The sequence below is a fragment of the Streptomyces griseoaurantiacus genome (assembly GCF_036189845.1).
Taxonomy (GTDB): Bacteria; Actinomycetota; Actinomycetes; order Streptomycetales; family Streptomycetaceae; genus Streptomyces; species Streptomyces griseoaurantiacus.
The window spans coordinates 1,905,917-1,920,525 of record NZ_CP108326.1 but is presented as its reverse complement, the minus strand read 5'-3'; the positions used below and the strand labels follow the sequence as shown (position 1 = coordinate 1,920,525).

Here is a 14,609-nt window from a genome sequence, read left to right as displayed (position 1 = left end):
CGGGGGTGCGTCAGCGGGAGGGACTCCCCGCCGGCAGGGGAGCGGTGGCCCGCGGCACGGCCTCGCCGCGCGAGTCCACCACCGCGCGGTCGCCGAGCGGCGCGTCCAGGTGCACGGTGGCGCGGTACACCCGGGCGACCGCGAGGCACGGGCGCTCCGGATGCGCCGTCGTCCCGCGGACGGTCACCGTCACCTTCTTCGCGTCCTCACGCGCGCTCGCCGCGTAGTCGGTGCACACCCCGCCCTCGTAGACGACGGTGAGATCCGTGCCCCGGGCGCGGTGGCCGGTGACACGGGCCTCGCGCGCGGGGGAGGAGGAGGCCGAGGGGGTGGGGGAGCCGGGGGCCTCGGGGCCGGTCAGGTGCGCGGGGTCGATCGCGGGGTGGGCGACGGTGGACGTCTCCTCCTCGCCCGCCGGCCGCACCTGGAACAACCAGGACGGCACCAGCACCGGACGGCCCGCCGAGGTGCGCGCCGCCAGGCCGAACTCCGCGCGCTCCACCCGTACGGTCGGCCGCGCGCCCGCCGTGCCCGGGGCGGAGCACGGCTTCTCGTCCCGGTCCTTCAGCGGAACGGGGCTCGCGCAGCCGCCGATGCCCTTGCGGCCGGACCACGCCGGTGCGCCGTTCATCAGGTCCAGCGCCTTCCCGGCCCCGATCACGGGGTACTCGGTCCCCTCGACGGGCGGGGTCAGCCTGCCGCTGCCGCCGAGAACCTCGCCCCCGGCGCCGATCTGCAACCCCGTCGTCCACCCGGAGGTGGGCAGCCCGCCCACCCGGGGTTCGGCGTTGACGACCCGCGCTCCTCCCAGGACCTGGTGCGCGTCCAGCTTCGCGTCGCCCTGGCCGAGGGCCTCGAGCACCGGGGCGGCCGCCTTCCTCGCCGCGGCCTCGCCGACCGGGTCGGTCGCGGCCGGGTCGAAGGACCCGGCGCCGCCGGGCTTGCACGGGCGGCCCCGCGCGCAGTCGTCGCCCCCGGGCTTCAGCGCGCTGAACGTCCAGGTACCGGGCGCCTCACGGTCCACCCGCAGCAGGGGCTCGGCCCCGCCCTTGCCGTTGCCCACCTGCCAGTGGCCGGCGACCGGGCGCGGGGCGCCGGTCAGGTCCAGCGCCTTCGCCAGCCGGGCCACGTCCTCCTCGGACACCCGGCCCTTCGCCCAGTACACCGGCGCCGTGTCCGGCCCCTCGGGCAGCTCACCGCTCGCCCGGTAGACCGCCCCGTACGGATTCGGCTCCCCGACCGCGATGCCGGCCCGCCCCGCGGCGCCGTACCCGTCGAGTGCGAGCGCGGGCGGAGCCGAACCGCCGCCGTCACCGGGGGAGGCGCCGCCGTCGCCGCCGGACGCGGTCGCGGCAAGGTAGGCCCCGCCGCCCGCGACCAGCACGACCGCGGCCACGACACCGCCGACGACGCCCCGCGCCCGGCGGGGACGGTGCGCATCGGGGCCGCCGGGTCCGTCCGTTCCCGCACGGGGTGCGCCCGGCCCGCCGACCCTCCCGCCTCCGGGTGAGCCGTCTGCCGCGGCTCCGGAGCGGTCGGCCGGCCCCGGATCGCCGGAGGCATCGTGCGCGCCCCGCCCCTCGGAGGCGTCCGTCGGGCGCCGCCCCGCGGCCGCGTCCGGTGCGCGCCCGCCGGACGGGCCGGACGGGCCGCCTTCGGCGGCGGAGCCCTCGGCGGCGTCCGCGCTGCCCGGCGGGCCCGCCGCTCCCGGAGCGCTCCCGGAGTCCGCGGCGCGGGGGGAGGCGGGCGTGCCCGTCGTGTCCCGGGGGCCGTTCGGGTCGTCGTCGGTGGGGGGCTCGGTGGTCACCGCATCGCTCCTTCCGCTCCGCTGCTGTCCGCGAGTCGTAGCTCGCCTCCCCCGCACGGGGGACGGCGATGGGACGCAGCGGGGGAGCGCACGGTTCCCCCCGGGTGACGGGTGACGGGTGACGGGTGCCGCTCAGTCGCCGTAGTCGGACATCGCCTCCAGCAGCCGGGCGGAGCCCGCCGGCACCCGCACCCCGTGGATGCGGGAGGGGGAGACCGGAAGGGGAGCCCGCCCGGCGGGGGCGGACGTCCAGCGCGGGGCCATCCGGGCGCCGTCGCCGGGCAGCGACACCAGGTCGCCCTCCAGGTCGACCGGGCCGGCGGCCGGGGCGCTGCCGTGGAACTCGAGGTTCGTCATGCTCGCACCGTAGGCACGGGCACCCCTGCGAAGAAAGACCTACTATCGGGTAGTTTCGGCTGCTTCAGTGGCGGGTGCCGACCGGGTAGCGTGAACTGTCAATCCCCCTCCTTCTCCTTCGAGGAGCGTGCCCTCGCCGTGCGTATCGCAGTCACCGGCTCCATCGCCACCGACCATCTGATGACCTTCCCCGGCCGCTTCACCGATCAGCTCGTCGCGGACCAGCTGCACACGGTCTCCCTGTCCTTCCTGGTCGACAACCTCGACGTGCGCCGGGGCGGTGTCGGGGCGAACATCGCGTTCGGCATGGGCCAGCTCGGCACCCGTCCCGTGCTGGTCGGCGCGGCCGGCGCGGACTTCGACGAGTACCGGGCGTGGCTGGACCGGCACGGCGTCGACACGGACTCGGTCCGGATCTCCGAGACCCTGCACACCGCGCGCTTCGTGTGCACCACCGACGCCGACCACAACCAGATCGGCTCCTTCTACACCGGCGCGATGAGCGAGGCCCGGCTGATCGAGCTGAAGACGGTCGCCGACCGGGTGGGCGGCCTCGACCTCGTGCTGATCGGCGCGGACGACCCGGAGGGCATGCTCCGGCACACCGAGGAATGCCGTTCGCGCGGCATCCCCTTCGCCGCCGACTTCTCGCAGCAGATCGCCCGGATGAACGGCGACGAGATCCGGATACTGCTGGACGGGGCGACCTACCTCTTCTCCAACGAGTACGAGAAGGGCCTGATCGAGTCCAAGACCGGCTGGACGGACGCGGAGATCCTGGAGCGGGTCGGGCACCGGGTGACCACGCTCGGCGCGCGGGGCGTGCGGGTGGAGCGGGTCGGGGCCGAGCCGATCGAGGTGGGCTGCCCCGAGGAGGAGCGCAAGGCCGACCCGACCGGCGTCGGCGACGCCTTCCGGGCGGGCTTCCTGTCCGGGCTGGCGTGGGGCGTCTCCCTGGAGCGCGCGGCCCAGGTCGGCTGCATGCTCGCCACGCTCGTCATCGAGACGGTCGGCACGCAGGAGTACCGGCTGAGCCGGGCCCACTTCATGGACCGCTTCACCAAGGCCTACGGCGAGGAGGCCGGCCTGGAGGTCAAGGCGCACCTGCGCTGACCTCCGGGGAAAGGGGCACGCCGGGGGCGGCGGGGGAGTCCGCCGCCCCTCACGGAAGGACTCCGCCCTCCCTCACGAGACGCGCCGGACCAGGTACGCGACCCCGGCGCCCCCCTCCACCGCCTCCTCGCCCTCGTAGCGCTGCCCCCGCATCTCGCACCACGCCGGGATGTCCAGCCGGGCCGCCTCGTCGTCCGAGAGCACCCGCACCACCGCGCCCACGGGCACCCGCTCCCACACCTTCGCCAGCTCGATCACCGGGATCGGGCAGCGCTTCCCCAGCGCGTCGACCACCACGGTCCCGGCCTCCGGTTCCTCGGCCGCGGCCGGCCCGGAGGCCACCGGCACCCCGAGCTTCTCCCGGACGCCCCGTACCACCTCCGGCAGCACGGCAAGGAAGCCGTCCACGTCCTCGGCCGAGACCCCGCCCGCCTCGCCCGCCGGGCCCGCCGGCAGCGACACCCGCACATTGCCCTCGCTCAGCACTCCCATCGCCACCAGCACATGGCTCGGCGTCAGCGTGCTGCTCGTGCAGGAGGAGCCGGAGGAGACCGAGTAGCCCGCCCGGTCCAGCTCGTGCAGCAGGGTCTCCCCGTCGACATAGAGACAGGAGAAGGTGACGATGCCGGGCAGCCGCCGCTCGGGATCGCCGACGACCTCCACGTCCGGCACCAGCTCCGGCACCCCGGCCCGGATCCGCGCCGTCAACTCCCGCAGCCGTTCCGCCTCCCGGGCCGCCTCGGCGCGCACCGCCCGCAGCGAGGCCGCCGCCGCCACGATCGCGGGCAGGTTCTCGAAGCCGGGCGCCCGCCCCGACTCCCGTTCGTCCCCCGGCCCGGCCGGCGCGAACCGCGTCCCCTTGCGCACCGCCAGCAGCCCGACCCCGGCAGGCCCGCCCCACTTGTGCGCACTGGCGGTGAGCAGCGACCAGTCCCCGGCCACCGGCCCCCACCCCAGCGACTGCGCCGCGTCCACCAGCAGCGGCACCCCGGCCGCCCGGCAGGCCGCCGCGACCTCGCCCACCGGCTGTTCCGTGCCCACCTCGTGGTTGGCGGACTGCAGACAGGCCAGCGCGGTGTCCGGACGCAGCGCGGCGGCGTACGCCCCCGGGTCCACCGCACCCGTGCGGTCCACCCCGACCCGGGTGACCGTCCCGCCCGCCGCCTCGTGCGACTCGGCCGCGTGCAGTACCGAAGAGTGTTCGACCGCTGACACGATCAGGTGGCGTCCGAGGCGCCGCCGACCGCCGAGCGCCCCCGCGATCCCGGAGTGCACCGCCCGGGTGCCGGAGGAGGTGAAGACCAGCTCGTCCGGCCGGCACCCCACCGCCTCCGCGGCCGCCTCCCGCGCCGCGTCGAGCAGCAGCCGGGCCCGGCGGCCCTCGCGGTACAGCCGCGCGGGATCGGCCCAGCCCTCGTCCAGGGAGGCCAACAGCGCCTGGCGGGCCACGGGATGGAGGGGAGCGGCGGAGGCGGCGTCGAAGTAGGGCATGGCCCCACGCTAGGCGCACACGGCGGCGGGAGGGCGCCCGGCCGCCCGGACCCGGCCTCAGCCCGCCCCCGTCGCGCCGCCGTTCCGCCCTCCGCGCCCCGCCGCGCACCCGGGTTCCGCCCCATCGGGGTGACCCGTGACGCGTATGCCACCCTCCCCGCGACCCCCGAAGGGGCGTCGGCTAGGGTTTGGTCCGCATAAACATCAAACCCCTGCCCGACGCAGGGCGGCGACCGACCAGCGAGAAGGCCGCAGCCAACCAGCGCGGGCGAGACTCTCGGGAAGGCGCTACGTGAGTCCCAACGGCTCCGACCGCTCGCCGCGGCGCCCGATGCGGCGGAAGCTGCTGCAGGCACTGACTGCGGGCCTGGTCCTGGTGACCGCCACCGGTTGCACATACAAGGACTTCCCTCGCCTTGGTATGCCCACCCCGACCACGGAAGAGGCTCCGCGGATCCTCTCCCTGTGGCAGGGATCCTGGGCGGCCGCGCTCGCGGTCGGCTGCCTGGTCTGGGGCCTGATCCTGTGGAGTGCTTTCTTCCACCGGCGCAGCCGCACCAAGGTCGAGGTTCCCCCTCAGACCCGGTACAACATGCCCATCGAGGCGCTGTACACCGTGGTCCCCCTGATCATCGTCTCGGTGCTGTTCTACTTCACCGCCCGGGACGAGTCGAAGCTCCTCGACACCTCCAAGAAGCCCGACGTGACCATCAACGTCGTCGGCTTCCAGTGGAGCTGGGGCTTCAACTACATCGAGAACGTCGACGGCTCGACCGGTGACGCGAAGACCGACAAGAACCTGGCGCCCATCCCGGACCGGTTCAAGAACGCCTTCCCGGCCAACGCCGGCGGTGTCTACGACATCGGCACGCCCGCCTCGAAGAACCCGCAGAACGGCAACCCCGGCCCCACCCTGTGGCTGCCCAAGGGCCAGACCGTCCGCTTCGTTCTCACCTCCCGCGACGTCATCCACTCCTTCTGGGTGCTGCCGTTCCTGATGAAGCAGGACGTCATCCCCGGCCACACCAACGCGTTCCAGGTGACTCCCAACAAGGAGGGCACCTACCGCGGCAAGTGCGCCGAGCTCTGTGGCGTCGACCACTCCCGGATGCTGTTCAACGTGAAGATCGTTTCGCCTGAGCGCTACCAGCAGCATCTCAAGGACCTCGCCAAGAAGGGGCAGACCGGTTACATTCCCGCCGGCATCGCGCAGACGAGCCACGAGAAGAACCGGGAGACGAACAACCTGTGAGCATCCTCAATCAACCCCAGGGTGCCGCGGCAGCAGGATCCCACTACGAGGACGAGCTGCCGGTCCGGCGCCAGAATCGCGGCAACGTCGTCGTCAAGTGGCTCACCACCACTGACCACAAGACGATCGGTTCGCTGTACCTGATCACGTCGTTCGTGTTCTTCTGCATCGGCGGCGTCATGGCGCTCTTCATGCGCGCCGAACTCGCCCGTCCCGGCCTGCAGATCATGTCGAACGAGCAGTTCAACCAGGCGTTCACGATGCACGGCACGATCATGCTGCTGATGTTCGCGACGCCGCTGTTCGCCGGCTTCACGAACTGGATCATGCCGCTGCAGATCGGCGCGCCCGACGTGGCGTTCCCGCGGCTGAACATGTTCGCCTACTGGCTCTACCTGTTCGGCTCGACCATCGCGGTCGGTGGCTTCCTCACCCCGCAGGGCGCGGCCGACTTCGGCTGGTTCGCCTACTCCCCGCTGTCGGACGCGGTCCGCTCGCCGGGCGTCGGCGCCGACATGTGGATCATGGGTCTGGCCTTCTCCGGCTTCGGCACGATCCTCGGCGCGGTCAACTTCATCACCACGATCATCTGCATGCGCGCCCCCGGCATGACGATGTTCCGGATGCCGATCTTCACCTGGAACGTGCTGCTCACCGGTGTTCTGGTGCTGCTCGCCTTCCCCGTGCTGGCCGCCGCGCTGTTCGCCCTGGAGGCGGACCGAAAATTCGGGGCACACGTCTTCGACGCCACCAACGGCGGCGCGTTGCTCTGGCAACACCTCTTCTGGTTCTTCGGCCATCCAGAGGTGTACATCATCGCCCTGCCGTTCTTCGGCATCATCAGCGAGGTCATCCCGGTCTTCTCCCGCAAGCCGATGTTCGGCTACATGGGCCTGATCGGCGCGACCATCTCGATCGCCGGCCTCTCGGTGACGGTGTGGGCGCACCACATGTACGTCACCGGCGGTGTGCTGCTGCCGTTCTTCTCCTTCATGACGTTCCTCATCGCCGTCCCGACCGGCGTGAAGTTCTTCAACTGGATCGGCACGATGTGGAAGGGCTCACTCAGCTTCGAGACACCGATGCTGTGGGCCACCGGCTTCCTGATCACCTTCACCTTCGGTGGTCTGACCGGTGTCATCCTGGCCTCGCCGCCGATGGACTTCCACATCTCGGACTCGTACTTCGTGGTGGCGCACTTCCACTACGTCGTCTTCGGCACCGTCGTCTTCGCGATGTTCTCCGGATTCCACTTCTGGTGGCCGAAGTTCACCGGCAAGATGCTCGACGAGCGGCTCGGCAAGATCACCTTCTGGACGCTGTTCATCGGCTTCCACGGCACGTTCCTCATCCAGCACTGGCTGGGTGTCGAGGGCATGCCGCGCCGGTACGCGGACTATCTCGCGGCCGACGGCTTCACCACGCTGAACACGCTGTCGACGATCTTCTCCTTCCTGCTCGGCCTGTCGATCCTGCCGTTCCTCTACAACGTGTGGAAGACCGCCAAGTACGGCAAGCCGGTCGAGGTCGACGACCCGTGGGGCTACGGCCGCTCGCTGGAGTGGGCGACCTCCTGCCCGCCGCCCCGGCACAACTTCCTCACGCTGCCGAAGATCCGCAGTGAGTCCCCGGCCTTCGACCTGCACCACCCGGAGATCGCGGCGCTCGACCAGCTCGAGAACAGCGGTCACGGCGAGAAGACCCTCGCGGGCAGCAAGGAGGCCGGCAAGTGAAGGTCCAGGGCAAGATGTTCCTGTGGCTGGCGGCCTTCCTGGTCGCCATGGCCATCATCTACGGCCTGTGGTCCAAGGAGCCCGCCGGTACGACGGCGCTGTTCCTGGCCTTCGGCCTGAGCCTGATGATCGGCTACTACCTGGCCTTCACGGCCCGGCGGGTCGACGCGGGCGCACAGGACAACAAGGACGCGGACGTCGCGGACGACGCCGGCGAGCTGGGCTTCTTCAGCCCGCACAGCTGGCAGCCGCTCTCCCTGGCCTTCGGTGGCGCCCTCGCCTTCATGGGTGTCGTCTTCGGCTGGTGGCTGCTGTTCTTCTCCCTCCCGATCATCCTGATCGGCCTGTGGGGCTGGGTCTTCGAGTACTACCGCGGTGAGAACCGCACCCAGTAGCACGCCCTCGCACCACCGGGAGCCCGGACACTCCGTCAGGAGCGTCCGGGCTCCTTCGTTCGGCCCACCCCGCGTCCCCCGTACGGCCCACTCACCGTGCCGCCGCCGTGGGGCGTCCCTACGTTGAGGCCATGAGTACCTCACCGCGCAGCCGCACGGTCGTCGGCTGCAGCCTGCTGGCCGCCGTCGCCGCGGGGCTCACCTCCTGCAGCGGCAGCCACCCCCTCGCGGCCAGGCCGTACGACGCGGGGGACCGGATCGCCCTCAGCGCGCCGGTCGGCGACGGCAAGAAGGCCGACCCGGACAAGCCCCTGGAAGTCACCTCACGGGACTCCGGCGGACGCCTCACCGACGTCACCGTCACCGACGCCGCCGGACGCCGTGTGCCGGGCGAACTCACCGCCGACGGCAGTCGCTGGCGCAGCACCTCACCGCTGGCCTCGGGCGCCCACTACACGGTCCGGGTCAGCACCGAGGACGAGGACGGCGCCCCCGGGCGCAAGGTCGTCGAGTTCGACACCGGTGCCGGGTCGGCCAAGAGGGTGAACGTCGCCTTCGGCCCGGACGCGGGCACGTACGGCGTCGGACAGCCCGTCACCGCCACGCTCAGCGAGCCGGTCAAGGGCAAGGCCGCCAGGGCCGTCGTGGAACGCTCCCTGCACGTGAGCGCCAAGCCCGCGGTCGAGGGCTCCTGGTACTGGGTGGACGACACCACGCTCCACTACCGCCCCAAGGAGTACTGGCCCGCCCACGCCACCGTCGAGGTCTCCAGCGACCTGCGGGGCCTGAAGGTGGCCGACCGCCTGCGCGGCGGCGAGGCCAGGCCGCTGAAGCTCACCACCGGCGACAAGATAGTCGCGGCGACGGACGCCGCCACGCACACGATGACGGTCTACCGCAACGACGAGGAGATCAACGCGATCCCCGTCACCACGGGCAAGTCCGGCTTCGAGACCCGCAACGGCGTCAAGGTCGTGCTCGGAAAGCAGTACTTCGTACGTATGCGCAGCACCAGCATCGGCATCGCCGAGGGCTCCACCGAGTCCTACGACCTGCCCGTCTACTACGCCACACAGCTGACGTTGAGCGGCGAGTACGTGCACGCGGCCCCGTGGTCCGTCGACTCCCAGGGCTCGGCCAACGTCAGCCACGGCTGCACGGGCATGAGCACCAGCAACGCGGAGTGGTTCTACGAGACGGTGCGCCCCGGGGACGTGGTGACCGTCGTCAACTCCGAGGGGGACCCGATGGCGGCGTTCGGCAACGGGTACGGCGACTGGAACCTGTCCTGGGAGGACTGGCGGAAGGGCAGCGCCCTGAGCCCGGCGAAGCCGGCGAAACCCGCCGGCCTCCTCGACCAGGCCCGCCTGCGCCCGCAGGGCGCGTAGCGGGCCCGCCGGGGGTGCGCGAGAGCTCGGTGGCTTCCGGTCCGTCGGCGGCTGCGGGGTGAGGCCTCGGTTGCTCGCGCGGTTCCCCGCGCCCCTGAGAAGCGGGGGGCGCCCCCCCGCCGACAAGGGGCGCGGGGAACCGCGTGACAAGCCACGACGCGCCCGCACCCGCGGCAGCACGAGTACCCCCGCGCTGCCGGGCTCCCGGCGGAGCCGTCAGGCGCTGAGGGCGACCCTCTTCAGGAGCGTGCCCAGCGTCGTGGCGAGGTCGACCGGGTCGACCGGCAGCGTCACCGCCGCGTCCGCCCGGCTCCACGTCGCCAGCCACGCGTCCTGCGGGCGGCCCATCAGGACCAGCACCGGCGGGCTCTGGAACACCTCGTCCTTGATCTGGCGGCACAGCCCCATGCCGCCCATCGGCACGGACTCGCCGTCCAGGACGCACACGTCGATCCCGCCGCGGTCCAGCTCCCGCAGGACCGCCTCCGGCGTGGCGCACTCCAGGAACTCCACCTCCGGACCGTCCGGGACGGGCCGCCGGCCGGACGCGAGCCGCACCTGTTCGCGGGTGGTGGAGTCGTCGCTGTAGACCAGCACGGTGGCGGTCGGCTGCATGCTTCCTCCGGAAGACCTCGTCGTCGCGCGGACATGGACCGTTGGGCCGGATGCTACTCCCTCGCACCCGCCCCCGGCAGCGGTCGGAACGGCCCGGCGATGCGCCATACGAGCAGCGCACGGGGTGCGGACACTCCGAACGGCACCCCCCGGGGTGAGGGCGGGATAAGCGACCGACATAATGTCGGTCGTGGCGACAGCAACGACAGTAGATACCGGGCACGCACACCCGTCGGTCAATCGGCCGAACCTCACCAGCGTCGGAACCATCATCTGGCTGAGTTCCGAGCTGATGTTCTTCGCGGCCCTCTTCGCGATGTACTTCACCCTGCGATCGGTGACCGGCCCCGATCACTGGAAGGAGATGGCGAGTGCGCTCAACGTCCCCTTCTCGGCGACGAACACCACGATCCTGGTGCTCTCCTCACTCACCTGCCAGCTCGGCGTGTTCGCGGCCGAGCGCGGGGACGTGAAGAAGCTCCGGGGCTGGTTCATCGTCACCTTCATCATGGGCGCGATCTTCATCGGCGGTCAGATCTACGAGTACACCGAGCTGGTGAAGAAGGACGGCATCTCGCTCTCCTCCGACCCGTACGGCTCGGTGTTCTACCTGACCACCGGCTTCCACGGCCTGCACGTGACGGGCGGTCTCCTCGCCTTCCTCTTCGTCCTCGGCCGTACGTACGCGGCGAAGAGGTTCACGCACGACCAGGCGACGGCGGCGATTGTCGTGTCCTACTACTGGCACTTCGTCGATGTCGTCTGGATCGGCCTCTTCGCCACGATCTACTTGATCAAGTAGTCGAAGCGCCGAGACCGGCCACCCGACCCTTCCGAAGCATCGACGCAGAAGATCCTGACACCGGGGTAATCCGTGAAAAAGCTCTCCGAACGACGACGCCATCCGCTGGCGGCGATCGTCGTCCTACTCTTCGCGCTGGCGGCCACCGGGGGGCTGTACACCGCGTTCGCGCCCGCGGACAAGGCACAGGCCGACTCCACCGCCCAGTCCCTCGCCATCGAGGAGGGCAAGAAGCTCTACGAGGTGGGCTGCGCCAGCTGCCACGGCACCGGTGGTAAGGGCAGCTCCGACGGTCCCTCCCTGGTCGGCGTGGGCGCCGCGGCGGTCGACTTCCAGGTCGGCACCGGCCGCATGCCGGCCTCCACCTCGCAGCAGGCGCAGGTCGAGAAGAAGAAGAACATCTACTCGCAGGCGCAGATCGACCAGCTCGCCGCGTACATCGCCTCCCTCGGCGCCGGTCCGGCCAAGCCGACCAAGGACGAGTACAGCCCGGAGGGCGCGGACGCGGCCAAGGGCGGGGAGCTGTTCCGCACCAACTGCTCGCAGTGCCACAACTTCACCGGCAAGGGCGGAGCGCTGACGGACGGCAAGTTCGCGCCGAGCCTGGAGGGTGTCGACCCCAAGCACATCTACGAGGCCATGCAGACCGGCCCGCAGAACATGCCGTCCTTCCCGGACACCACGCTGACGTCGCAGAACAAGCAGGACATCATCGCGTACCTGAAGGCAGTCGACGGCGACGAAACGACCAACCCCGGCGGTCTCGAGCTCGGCGGGCTCGGCCCGGTCAGTGAGGGCCTGTTCGCCTGGATCTTCGGACTCGGCGCGCTGATCGCGGTCGCCGTCTGGGTCGCCGCTCGGACCGCAAAGGCCAAGAAGTCATGAGTAGCCAAGACATTCCAGAAGAGAAGCTGCCCGCCGGGCGGGACCAGGAGCACGGGGCCGCCGGCGCCATGGCCGTCGCGGACGAGGAGAACCCGTTCGCGGACCCCGGTCTGCCGCCGCACGAGCACCGTCGCCAGGACGTGGACGAGAAGGCCGCCAAGCACTCCGAGCGCACGGTGGCCCTGCTGTTCACGCTCTCGATGCTGGCCACGATCGGCTTCATCGCGTCCTACGTGGCCATCTCGCCGGACAAGTCGATCTACGTCTTCCCGGTGGGGCACACCAGCGCGCTCAACTTCGCGCTGGGCCTGACCCTCGGCGTGGCGCTGTTCGCGATCGGCGCCGGCGCGGTCCACTGGGCCCGCACGCTGATGTCGGACGTGGAGATCGCCGACGAGCGTCACCCGATCGAGGCTCCCCCGGAGACCCGCTCGAAGGTCCTCGCCGACTTCAAGCAGGGCGCCAAGGAGTCCGCGCTCGGCCGGCGCAAGCTGATCCGCAACACCATGTTCGGCGCGCTCACCCTGGTGCCGCTGTCCGGCGTCATGCTGCTGCGCGACCTCGGTCCGCTGCCCCACACCAAGCTCCGCCACACGGCGTGGGCCAAGGGCAAGCTGCTGGTCAACATGAACACCAACGAGCCGATCCGTCCCTCGGACGTGGCCGTGGGTTCGCTGACCTTCGCCAAGCCCGAGGGGCTCGAGGAGCACGACGAGGAGTTCCAGACCGAGATCGCCAAGGCGGCCCTGATGATCGTCCGGCTCCAGCCGGAGAACATCAAGGACAAGAAGGAGCTCGACTGGAGCCACGAGGGCATCGTGGCCTACTCCAAGATCTGCACCCACGTCGGGTGCCCGATCTCGCTGTACGAGCAGCAGACGCACCACGTCCTGTGCCCGTGCCACCAGTCCACCTTCGACCTCTCCGACGGCGCCCGGGTCATCTTCGGTCCGGCCGGTCACGCCCTGCCGCAGCTGCGCATCGGTGTGAGCGAGGACGGTTACCTCGAGGCGCTCGGCGACTTCGCGGAGCCCGTCGGTCCTGCATTCTGGGAGCGCGGATGAGTACTGCATCAGCCAGCAACGAGCCGCGCAGGCGCGGCAAGGCGCCCGCCGGTGAGCGGGTCGCCGACTGGGCCGACGGCCGCCTGGGGATCTACTCCCTGGCCAAGGCCAACATGCGGAAGATCTTCCCCGACCACTGGTCGTTCATGCTCGGTGAAGTCTGCATGTACAGCTTCATCATCATCATCCTGACCGGTGTCTATCTGACGCTGTTCTTCCACCCGTCGATGAACGAGGTCCAGTACCACGGCAGTTACGTGCCGTTGCAGGGCCAGATGATGTCGGAGGCGTTCAACTCCACCCTGCACATCTCCTTCGAGGTGCGCGGCGGTCTGCTGATCCGGCAGATCCACCACTGGGCGGCGCTGATCTTCCTCGCCGGCATGTTCGTGCACATGATGCGCGTGTTCTTCACGGGCGCCTTCCGCAAGCCGCGCGAGGTCAACTGGCTGTTCGGCTTCCTGCTGTTCGTCCTGGGCATGTTCACCGGCTTCACCGGCTACTCGCTCCCGGACGACCTGCTCTCCGGCACCGGTGTCCGCTTCATGGAGGGCGCGATCCTGTCCGTGCCGATCGTCGGCACGTACCTGTCGTTCTTCCTCTTCGGCGGCGAGTTCCCCGGCGGCGACTTCGTGGCCCGGTTCTACTCGATCCACATCCTGCTGCTGCCGGGCATCATGCTCGGCCTGATGGTGGCGCACCTGATCCTGGTCTTCTACCACAAGCACACGCAGTACGCGGGTCCCGGCAAGACGAACAACAACGTCGTCGGCATGCCCCTGCTGCCGGTGTACATGGCCAAGGCCGGAGGCTTCTTCTTCCTGGTCTTCGGTGTCATCGCGGTCGTCGCCGCGATCGCGCAGATCAACCCGATCTGGGCGATCGGCCCCTACCGGCCGGACCAGGTCTCCACAGGCGCCCAGCCCGACTGGTACATGGGCTTCTCCGAGGGCCTGATCCGTGTCATGCCCGGCTGGGAGATCAACTTCTGGGGCCACACGCTCGTCCTGGGCGTGTTCATCCCGCTGATGATCTTCCCGCTGGTCCTGGTGGCCATCGCCGTCTACCCGTTCATCGAGTCCTGGGTCACCGGCGACAAGCGCGAGCACCACATCCTGGACCGCCCGCGCAACGCCCCGACCCGGACCGCGTTCGGTGTCGCCTGGATGACGTGGTACTTCGTCCTGCTGATCGGCGGCGGCAACGACCTGTTCGCCACGCACTTCAGCCTGTCGATCAACGCCATCACCTGGTTCGTGCGGATCGCGTTCTTCGTCGCCCCGGTGCTCGCGTTCATCATCACCAAGCGGATCTGCCTCGGCCTCCAGCGCCGGGACAAGGAGAAGGTGCTGCACGGGCGCGAGTCCGGCATCATCAAGCGCCTGCCGCACGGTGAGTTCATCGAGGTGCACGAGCCGCTCAGCCAGGAGCAGCTCCACACCCTCACCGCGCACGAGCAGTACAGCCCGCTCGAGCTCGGCCCGACGGTCGACGAGAACGGTGTCGAGCGCAAGATCAAGGCTCCGCAGAAGCTGCGCGCCAAGCTCAGCAAGGCGTACTACGGGGAGCACAACCAGGTCCCCAAGCCCACTGTCGAGGAGTACAAGGAGATCACCAGCGGCCACGGCCACCACTGATCACCCGCTGTCGCCACGCCACGCGGAAGGGCCCCGTCCGAGCATCGGACGGGGCCCTTCCCCGTGCCCG

13 protein-coding genes are annotated in these 14,609 nt (G+C 70.6%); 9 read left to right on the top strand and 4 right to left on the bottom strand.

Annotated elements, in window-relative coordinates:
• Positions 1-10 precede the first annotated feature (10 nt).
• Together OHB09_RS08660 and OHB09_RS08655 are read right to left on the bottom strand one after the other, a co-directional pair.
• Positions 11-1,807: a hypothetical protein gene (locus OHB09_RS08660; protein WP_328921800.1), complete on the bottom strand. Its 1,797-nt coding sequence runs from the start codon at positions 1,805-1,807 to the stop codon at positions 11-13.
• A 132-nt stretch (positions 1,808-1,939) separates the two neighbouring features.
• Positions 1,940-2,164 (bottom strand): hypothetical protein, encoded by a 225-nt coding sequence (locus OHB09_RS08655; RefSeq protein ID WP_006143663.1) that lies wholly within the window; start codon positions 2,162-2,164, stop codon positions 1,940-1,942.
• A 138-nt stretch (positions 2,165-2,302) separates the two neighbouring features.
• On the opposite strand from OHB09_RS08655, the gene OHB09_RS08650 reads away from it, so the two are divergent.
• A complete protein-coding gene (locus tag OHB09_RS08650) occupies positions 2,303-3,277 on the top strand; it encodes a carbohydrate kinase family protein (RefSeq protein ID WP_040896886.1) in 975 nt (324 codons plus the stop codon).
• A gap of 72 nt (positions 3,278-3,349) precedes the next feature.
• Here OHB09_RS08650 and OHB09_RS08645 read toward each other — a convergent pair whose 3' ends face one another.
• Positions 3,350-4,768 carry a cysteine desulfurase/sulfurtransferase TusA family protein gene (locus OHB09_RS08645; RefSeq protein WP_328921799.1) on the bottom strand — a complete coding sequence of 473 codons (1,419 nt, stop codon included), beginning with the start codon at positions 4,766-4,768 and terminating at the stop codon, positions 3,350-3,352.
• A 292-nt stretch (positions 4,769-5,060) separates the two neighbouring features.
• Between OHB09_RS08645 and ctaC the strand changes: the two genes are divergently transcribed.
• The 4 genes from ctaC (at position 5,061) to OHB09_RS08625 (ending at position 9,536) form a co-directional block, all read left to right on the top strand.
• Positions 5,061-6,020, top strand: a complete 960-nt coding sequence (gene ctaC / locus OHB09_RS08640; RefSeq protein ID WP_006143660.1) for an aa3-type cytochrome oxidase subunit II — start codon at positions 5,061-5,063, stop codon at positions 6,018-6,020.
• Positions 6,017-7,753, top strand: a complete 1,737-nt coding sequence (ctaD, locus tag OHB09_RS08635) for an aa3-type cytochrome oxidase subunit I (protein WP_006143659.1) — start codon at positions 6,017-6,019, stop codon at positions 7,751-7,753. Before ctaC ends, ctaD begins: the two co-directional genes overlap by 4 nt.
• Entirely contained in the window at positions 7,750-8,148 is a 399-nt protein-coding gene (locus OHB09_RS08630) for a cytochrome c oxidase subunit 4 (protein ID WP_006143658.1), read from the top strand. Before ctaD ends, OHB09_RS08630 begins: the two co-directional genes overlap by 4 nt.
• Positions 8,149-8,279: 131 nt before the next feature.
• Positions 8,280-9,536, top strand: coding sequence for a L,D-transpeptidase (locus OHB09_RS08625; protein WP_328921798.1), 1,257 nt, complete (start codon positions 8,280-8,282; stop codon positions 9,534-9,536).
• Positions 9,537-9,752: 216 nt separating this feature from the next.
• Here OHB09_RS08625 and OHB09_RS08620 read toward each other — a convergent pair whose 3' ends face one another.
• Positions 9,753-10,151, bottom strand: a complete 399-nt coding sequence (locus OHB09_RS08620) for a DNA-binding transcriptional response regulator (RefSeq protein ID WP_006143656.1) — start codon at positions 10,149-10,151, stop codon at positions 9,753-9,755.
• Positions 10,152-10,332: 181 nt separating this feature from the next.
• On the opposite strand from OHB09_RS08620, the gene ctaE reads away from it, so the two are divergent.
• The 4 genes from ctaE to qcrB all read left to right on the top strand — a co-directional run bounded on the left by ctaE (position 10,333) and on the right by qcrB (position 14,539).
• Positions 10,333-10,953, top strand: a complete 621-nt coding sequence (gene ctaE / locus OHB09_RS08615) for an aa3-type cytochrome oxidase subunit III (protein WP_040896884.1) — start codon at positions 10,333-10,335, stop codon at positions 10,951-10,953.
• Positions 10,954-11,025: 72 nt separating this feature from the next.
• Positions 11,026-11,838 (top strand): cytochrome bc1 complex diheme cytochrome c subunit, encoded by an 813-nt coding sequence (gene qcrC, locus OHB09_RS08610; RefSeq protein ID WP_006143654.1) that lies wholly within the window; start codon positions 11,026-11,028, stop codon positions 11,836-11,838.
• A complete protein-coding gene (qcrA, locus tag OHB09_RS08605; RefSeq protein ID WP_006143653.1) occupies positions 11,835-12,902 on the top strand; it encodes a cytochrome bc1 complex Rieske iron-sulfur subunit in 1,068 nt (355 codons plus the stop codon). The genes qcrC and qcrA overlap by 4 nt, the downstream gene beginning before the upstream one ends.
• Positions 12,899-14,539, top strand: a complete 1,641-nt coding sequence (qcrB, locus tag OHB09_RS08600; protein ID WP_006143652.1) for a cytochrome bc1 complex cytochrome b subunit — start codon at positions 12,899-12,901, stop codon at positions 14,537-14,539. The genes qcrA and qcrB overlap by 4 nt, the downstream gene beginning before the upstream one ends.
• Positions 14,540-14,609: the final 70 nt, after the last annotated feature.